The organism is Nocardia mexicana NBRC 108244 (genome assembly GCF_001613165.1).
Lineage (GTDB): Bacteria > Actinomycetota > Actinomycetes > Mycobacteriales > Mycobacteriaceae > Nocardia > Nocardia mexicana.
The window spans coordinates 21,691-28,231 of sequence record NZ_BDBV01000129.1; the positions used below are offsets into that span (position 1 = coordinate 21,691).

At 67.7% G+C, this 6,541-nt stretch carries 9 protein-coding genes; all 9 read left to right on the top strand.

The genetic code is table 11. The features are described 5' to 3' along the window. Positions 1-74: 74 nt before the first annotated feature. The 9 genes from NM1_RS38090 (at position 75) to NM1_RS38125 (ending at position 6,256) form a co-directional block, all read left to right on the top strand. Entirely contained in the window at positions 75-929 is an 855-nt protein-coding gene (locus NM1_RS38090; RefSeq protein ID WP_068032130.1) for a mechanosensitive ion channel family protein, read from the top strand. Then, on the top strand, positions 916-1,074 hold the full coding sequence (locus NM1_RS44840; protein WP_484203133.1) for an Rv3103c transmembrane domain-containing protein: 159 nt from the start codon (positions 916-918) through the stop codon (positions 1,072-1,074). Before NM1_RS38090 ends, NM1_RS44840 begins: the two co-directional genes overlap by 14 nt. 75 nt (positions 1,075-1,149) lie before the next feature. Next, positions 1,150-1,839, top strand: a complete 690-nt coding sequence (gene ftsE, locus NM1_RS38095) for a cell division ATP-binding protein FtsE (protein ID WP_068032095.1) — start codon at positions 1,150-1,152, stop codon at positions 1,837-1,839. Next, positions 1,839-2,744, top strand: a complete 906-nt coding sequence (ftsX, locus tag NM1_RS38100) for a permease-like cell division protein FtsX (protein WP_068032098.1) — start codon at positions 1,839-1,841, stop codon at positions 2,742-2,744. The genes ftsE and ftsX overlap by 1 nt, the downstream gene beginning before the upstream one ends. 134 nt (positions 2,745-2,878) lie before the next feature. Then, positions 2,879-4,930 (top strand): DNA helicase RecQ, encoded by a 2,052-nt coding sequence (recQ, locus tag NM1_RS38105; protein WP_068032102.1) that lies wholly within the window; start codon positions 2,879-2,881, stop codon positions 4,928-4,930. 107 nt (positions 4,931-5,037) lie between these two features. Continuing rightward, positions 5,038-5,274, top strand: coding sequence for a hypothetical protein (locus tag NM1_RS38110; RefSeq protein ID WP_068032104.1), 237 nt, complete (start codon positions 5,038-5,040; stop codon positions 5,272-5,274). Further along, positions 5,271-5,579: a hypothetical protein gene (locus tag NM1_RS38115; protein WP_068032105.1), complete on the top strand. Its 309-nt coding sequence runs from the start codon at positions 5,271-5,273 to the stop codon at positions 5,577-5,579. Before NM1_RS38110 ends, NM1_RS38115 begins: the two co-directional genes overlap by 4 nt. Positions 5,580-5,676: 97 nt before the next feature. Continuing rightward, positions 5,677-5,928: a WLR motif membrane protein gene (locus NM1_RS38120; protein WP_068032110.1), complete on the top strand. Its 252-nt coding sequence runs from the start codon at positions 5,677-5,679 to the stop codon at positions 5,926-5,928. A 79-nt stretch (positions 5,929-6,007) separates the two neighbouring features. Next, entirely contained in the window at positions 6,008-6,256 is a 249-nt protein-coding gene (locus NM1_RS38125) for a WLR motif membrane protein (protein ID WP_068032113.1), read from the top strand. Positions 6,257-6,541 lie beyond the last annotated feature (285 nt).

A 6,541-nucleotide genomic window follows, 5' to 3' on the forward strand; every position in this document is an offset into this window, starting at 1 on the left:
AACCTGTCGGGCGTGTATTTCGGTGGCAGGGCGATTCACGACGGTTTCCGGTGTGCACCGGGAAGGATGTGCCCATGACCACGAATCTCGCCGCGGGCGGCGGCGACATCACCGGCTGGCTGCGCAGCAGCGGGCTGGAGATCGTGCTGATCATCGTGGGCGCGATGCTGTTCAGCCGATTCGCGACATTTGTCCGGGATCGAATCACCCGGCGGATCGACGCGAGCTTCCAGAGCAGCGACTCCCTGGTGCGCTCGGAGGCGGCCAAGCACCGGCACGCGCTGGCGCAGGTGCTGACCTGGGTGCTGCTGTCGATCGTGTACTTCCTGGTGGCGCTGTCGGTGTTGCAGCGCTTGGGGTTTCCGCTCGGCGGCCTCGTCGCGCCCGCCGCCGTCATCGGTGCGGCCGTCGGTTTCGGCGCGCAGCGCATCGTGCAGGACCTGCTGGCCGGATTCTTCCTGATCACCGAGCGGCAGTACGGCTTCGGCGATGTGGTGAGCATCGCGCTCACCGGGCAGACCGTCCCGGCCGAGGGTACGGTCGAGGACGTCACGCTGCGGATCACCACCCTGCGCAACGTGGACGGCGAGGTCATCTCGGTGCCCAACGGCCAGATCGTGAAAGTCACCAATCTGTCGAAGGATTGGGCGCGCGCCGCGATCGACGTGCCGGTACCGGCCAGCTCCGACATCAACAAGGTCAACGAGATCCTGCACGACGTCGGCGCCAAGGCCTTCCAGGATCGCAGGCTGAAAACGCTGCTGCTGGACGAGCCGACGGTGATGGGCCTCGAGGATCTCACGGTCGATCAGATGAACATCAGAATGGTTGCCAGAACCTTGCCGGGCAAGCAATTCGAAGTCGGGCGCGAACTGCGGGTGCGGGTGGCCGCGGCGCTCCGGCGGGAAGGCATGAGTGAAACCGCGTAAGTCCACGGCGATCCTGATCAGTGTCTGGGTCGCGACGTTTGTCCTGTACGTGTTCGTCAAGCCGACTACGCCGGACCACTCCGGCTTCACGCCGATCGCGAATACCATTCCGAAATCGGTGATTACGACGCCGCCCGACAAGTGACGTGAATGTGACACGAAGCATTTCCACGGTGTGCGACGGCGAATGCCCGTTCTTCGCTGGCTACACTGGGCGCTCGTGATCACCCTGCGGAATGTGACCAAGTCCTTTCCGACCTCGACCCGTCCGGCGCTGGACAATGTCTCGGTCGAGATCGGCAAGGGCGAGTTCGTCTTCATCATCGGACCGTCCGGTTCGGGTAAGTCGACGTTCATGCAGTTACTGCTCAAGGACGAGAAGCCGACGTCCGGGGAGGTCGTCGTCGCCGACTTCCGGGTGGACCGGCTGCCCGGCCGCAAGGTGCCCAAGCTGCGCCAGCGCATCGGCTGCGTGTTCCAGGACTTCCGGCTGCTGCAGCAGAAGACGGTGGAGCAGAACGTGGCGTTCGCGCTCGAGGTGATCGGCAAGAACCGCAAATTCATCCAGCGCGCGGTCCCGGAGGCGCTGGACCTGGTGGGCCTGTCCGGTAAGGCCGACCGGCTGCCCAGCGAGCTGTCCGGCGGCGAGCAGCAGCGGGTCGCGATCGCGCGGGCGTTCGTGAACCGGCCGCTGGTGCTGCTGGCCGACGAGCCCACCGGCAACCTCGACCCGGAGACCAGTCAGGACATCATGACGCTGCTGGAACGCATCAACCGCGTCGGCACCACGGTGCTGATGGCGACCCACGACAATCACATCGTCGACGCCATGCGCCGGCGGGTGGTGGAGCTCGATCGCGGTCGTCTGGTGCGCGACGAGGCGACCGGTGTGTACGGGGTGGGCCGGTAATGCGCGCGAGCTTCCTGTTCGGCGAGGTCTTCAACGGCCTGCGCCGCAATGTCACCATGACCATCGCCATGATCCTCACGACCGCGGTGTCGCTGACCATGCTCGGCGGGGGCCTGCTGGCGGTCCGGATGGCCGACAAGACCGAGCAGTACTTCCTGGATCGGCTGGAGGTGCGGCTGTACCTGACCGACGACGTGTCGGCGTCGGACCAGGACTGTTCGAAGGACCCCTGCAAGACCCTGATGGCGGATCTGAAGAACACCTCGGGCGTGGTGTCGGTGCAGTTCCTCAATCGGGAGGACGCCGTCCGCGAGGCCAAGGAGAAGACCTTCAAGGATCAACCGGAGCTGGCGGCGTATGTCAGCGAGTCGCCGCTACCGGCCTCGCTGCGGGTGAAAATGACCGACGCCGGGGACTATCCGCGCATCTTCTCCGAGTTCCAGGGGCGCGAGGGCGTCGGCTTCGTGCGCAACGACAAGGACATCGTGGACCGGCTGGTGAGCCTGTTCGACGGCCTGCGCAACGCGGCGTTCGGGCTGGCGGTGCTGCAGGCCCTGGCGGCGCTGCTGCTGATCGCGAACATGGTGCAGATCGCGGCGTTCACCCGGCGCACCGAGGTCGGCATCATGCGTCTGGTGGGCGCGACCCGCTGGTATACCCAGCTGCCGTTCCTGCTGGAGGCGGTGGTGGGTGCGCTGGCCGGTTCGGTGCTCGCCGTCATCGGCCTGCTGATCTCCCGTTCGCTGGTCATCGACCGCGCCCTCGGCGACCTGTTCGCCTCCAAGGTGTTTCCGCGCATCACCGGCGACGACGTCGCCATGGTCGCCATGACCATCGTCCCCGTCGGCATCGTCTTCGCGGCCCTCACCGCCTACGGCACACTGCGCTATTACGTGCGGGAGTAAGGGATTCGGCCGCTCACCGTTCCCGCACCCCTGGCACGCTCACGCACCCGCTGCAGCGCTTGCAGGGGGTGCGGGAACAAACAGCGGGTGCGGGAATTGCACAGGGGGTCGCGGTGTCGGCGGAGATCCGTAGGATGGCCAGCGTGAGTAGCCCGGAGACGCTCGAGACGGTGGTCGACCAGCCCGGTGTGGGTGCGAATTCCGATGCGGCGCAAGAGGTCTTGCAGCGCGTCTTCGGGTACGACAGCTTCCGCGGACTACAGCGCGACATCGTCGCGCAGGTGGTCGGCGGCGGCGATGCGCTGGTGCTGATGCCGACCGGCGGCGGCAAATCGCTGTGCTATCAGATCCCGGCGCTGGTGCGGCCCGGGGTGGGCGTGGTGATCTCGCCGCTGATCGCGCTCATGCAGGATCAGGTCGACGCGTTGCGGGCGCTCGGGGTACGCGCGGGATTCCTCAACTCCACGCAATTCCCCGACGAGCGGCGCCGGGTCGAGGCGGACTTCGTGGCGGGGGAGCTGGATCTGCTGTATCTGGCGCCCGAGCGGCTCCGCATCGATGCCACGCTGCAACTGCTGGACCGGGCGAAGGTGTCGGTGTTCGCCATCGATGAGGCGCACTGTGTCTCGCAGTGGGGCCACGACTTCCGGCCCGACTATCTGGCGCTGTCGATCCTGCACGAGCGCTGGCCCGATGTGCCGCGCATCGCGCTGACCGCGACCGCCACCGAGGGCACCCGCAAGGAGATCGCCGAACGCCTGGACCTCACCGGCGCACGGCATTTCGTCGCGGGATTCGACCGTCCCAACATCCAATACCGGATCGAGCCGAAGAACCGGCCCGAACAGCAACTGCTCAGCTTCATCGGCACCGAGTACCCGGGTGAGGCGGGCATCGTCTACTGCCTGTCGCGCAATTCGGTGGAGAAGACCGCGGAGTTCCTGACCCGCAACGGAATCGAGGCGCTGCCGTACCACGCGGGCCTGGACGCGCGCACCCGCGCCACCAATCAGTCGCGGTTCCTGCGCGAGGACGGCCTGGTGGTCGTCGCCACCATCGCCTTCGGCATGGGCATCGACAAGCCCGATGTACGCTTCGTCGCCCACCTCGATCTGCCCAAGTCGGTGGAGGGCTACTACCAGGAGACCGGCCGCGCCGGGCGCGATGGACTGCCGTCCACCGCGTGGATGGTGTACGGCCTCAACGACGTGGTGCAGCAGCGCAAGCTGATCGACAATTCCGAGGGCGACGCCGCGCACCGCCGCCAGTTGCAGCTGCACCTGGACGCCATGCTCGCGCTGTGCGAGACGGTGCAGTGCCGCCGCACCCAGCTGCTGGCGTATTTCGGACAGCAGGGGGAGCGCTGCGGCAACTGCGACACCTGCCTGAATCCGCCGGAGTCCTGGGACGGCACCGTCGCCGCGCAGAAGGCGCTCTCGGCCGTGCTGCGCCTGAAGCGCGAGCGCGGTCAGAGCTTCGGCGCGGGGCACATCGCCGACATCCTGGTCGGGAAGTCCAACCCGAAGGTGTTGCAGCACAACCACAACGAGCTCAAGGTGTTCGGCGTCGGTAACGATCTGCGCGATACCGAGTGGCGCGGGGTCATCCGCCAGCTGCTGGCTCAGGGTCTGCTCGCCGTGCACGGTGAGTACGGCGTGCTCACCCTCACCGAGGCCAGTAGCGAGGTGCTCTTCTCCGGCCGCCAGGTGATGCTGCGCCGCGAGCCCGAACGGGTGAAACCGGCGAAGGCCCCGCGCGCCAAGGCATCTCGCCTCGCCGCCGCCGACCTCGCACCGGCCGATGCGGACCTGTTCGAGCGCCTGCGAGCCTGGCGCGCCTCGGTGGCGAAGGAGCAGGGCGTACCCGCCTACGTCGTCTTCCACGATGCCACCCTGCGCGAGATCGCTGCCCGCAAGCCGGCCACGCTCGCCGAGTTGGGCGGCATCAGCGGCATCGGCGAGAACAAGCGCGCCAAGTACGGCGACGGCGTGCTGGAGGTCGTGGCAGCTGACGGGGATCAAGGCGAGCCGACCGCACCGCCGCCGGTGCAGAACCAGCGACGGACCGCACGGTCGGCGCCGCCCGCCTCGGCCGCTCGTCCGTCGACCTCCCCGGAACCGGACTTCGCCGACCCTGAACCTCCGCCGGACTGGGACTTCGAACCGCCGCCGGACGACGGGTACTGAGTTCGTCGACCATGAGCCGTCGCCGGGGATTTCGCGCCGCCGCCCGACGAAAGCTCCCGGCGAAAGTCACTGCCTACCAGCAGCGTTCGCCGGTAGGATTGGCAGTCATGACCAAGAAGCTGTCGATTACGATGCCCGACGCCACGGCCGAGGCGGCGCGCACGGCGGCGGCTGCTGCGGGCAAGCCGCTGTCCACGTGGATCGCCGACGTCGTGGACCGTGCCGCGTGGCGCGCGGCCTGTGAGCACGACACCGCGGTGCTCCGGCAGCACGGCCTGCTCGGCGACGAGTGGGCGAAGCGGCAGGCCCTGATCGTCGCCGCCCCCCGTGGCGGCCGCGCGTGACCGCAGACCGCGGCGAGATCATTCTCAGCCAGGACTCACTGATTCCGGGCGGCATCATGTACCTGATCGTCTCCGGTCACGGCTACAACGCCGACCAGCCGGATCGCCGCCTCGTGGTCGAGGTCGTCGGTCCGCAGTTCCCGGCCGCGGGCGCCTACCTGTACGACCTGGGCACGGTCGGCGCGGCCGTGCTGGCGGCCCCGACGACACTTCCCGCCGACTGGCTGGAAGGGGAGCCGATCGCGACCGTCGACGACGCCACCATGGCGGATATCTCGGAGCGCCTGGCCCGGCACTTCCGGTAGACCAGGGCTCATCGCACCTTCTCGCACGGACGACCCGCGCTTCCGCACCGTTCGGTTTTGCGTTTATTCGGGCACCCGGTCTGGGTAACGTTCCGGTATGGCGCTCGGTGACGATGATGTGATCAGCGGGAACGGTGTTCCCGCGAGTCAGGGCGCCTTCGCGCCGTCGGAGAACACGGTCGAGGTCCTGTCGCCGCAACTCTCCGCGAACGGAGCCGAAGCACCTGCCCCGCCCCGGTGGATGCGGCTGCGGCAGCCGATGGGCCGGCCGCGGGTCTCGACGATGGTGCTGATGTCGGTATGGGTGGCGGCGCTGGTCGTCTATCTCCAGGTGCGGCCGGGCGGATAGGCGGGAGATCCCGATGACACGGGTACCGGAACGGCACGAATCGGTCGCACGACGCCGACCGGCCGGATAGCGTGCCGCCATGACCGACGACCCAGGCGGCGCCGGCCGCTCGGAACAGTCCAGCGACAGCGGATCCGGAGGATCCGGCGGACCCGACGCCGCAGCCGCACAGCAGCCGGGCCGCGGCGGTGTCACCGAGGGCTCGGTGGAAACCGGCTGGTTGCGCCCGCACGCCCGCCGGGCCCTGGGCCGCCCGCGAGTCTCCACGATCCTGTTGCTCCTGCTGTGGATCTCGCTCCTGATTCTCTACATCCAGGTACGTCCCTAGACGCAGGCTCAATCCCAAGTTCGAGCAACCCAGCCTCCTCGCTCGAGTTCGAGTGGCCCGGTCTTCTTGTTCGAGTTCGAGTGGCCCGGTCTTCTTGTTCGAGTTCGAGTGGCCCGGTCTTCTTGTTCGAGTTCGAGTGGCCCGGTCTTCTTGTTCGAGTTCGAGTGGCCCGGTCTTCTTGTTCGAGCTCGCGCAGCCCAGCCTCCTTGCTCGAGCTTGAGCGGCCAAACTTGCTTGCTCGAGTTTGAGCGGGCCCAGCTTCCTATTTCCCGTCGTCGCGGCCCC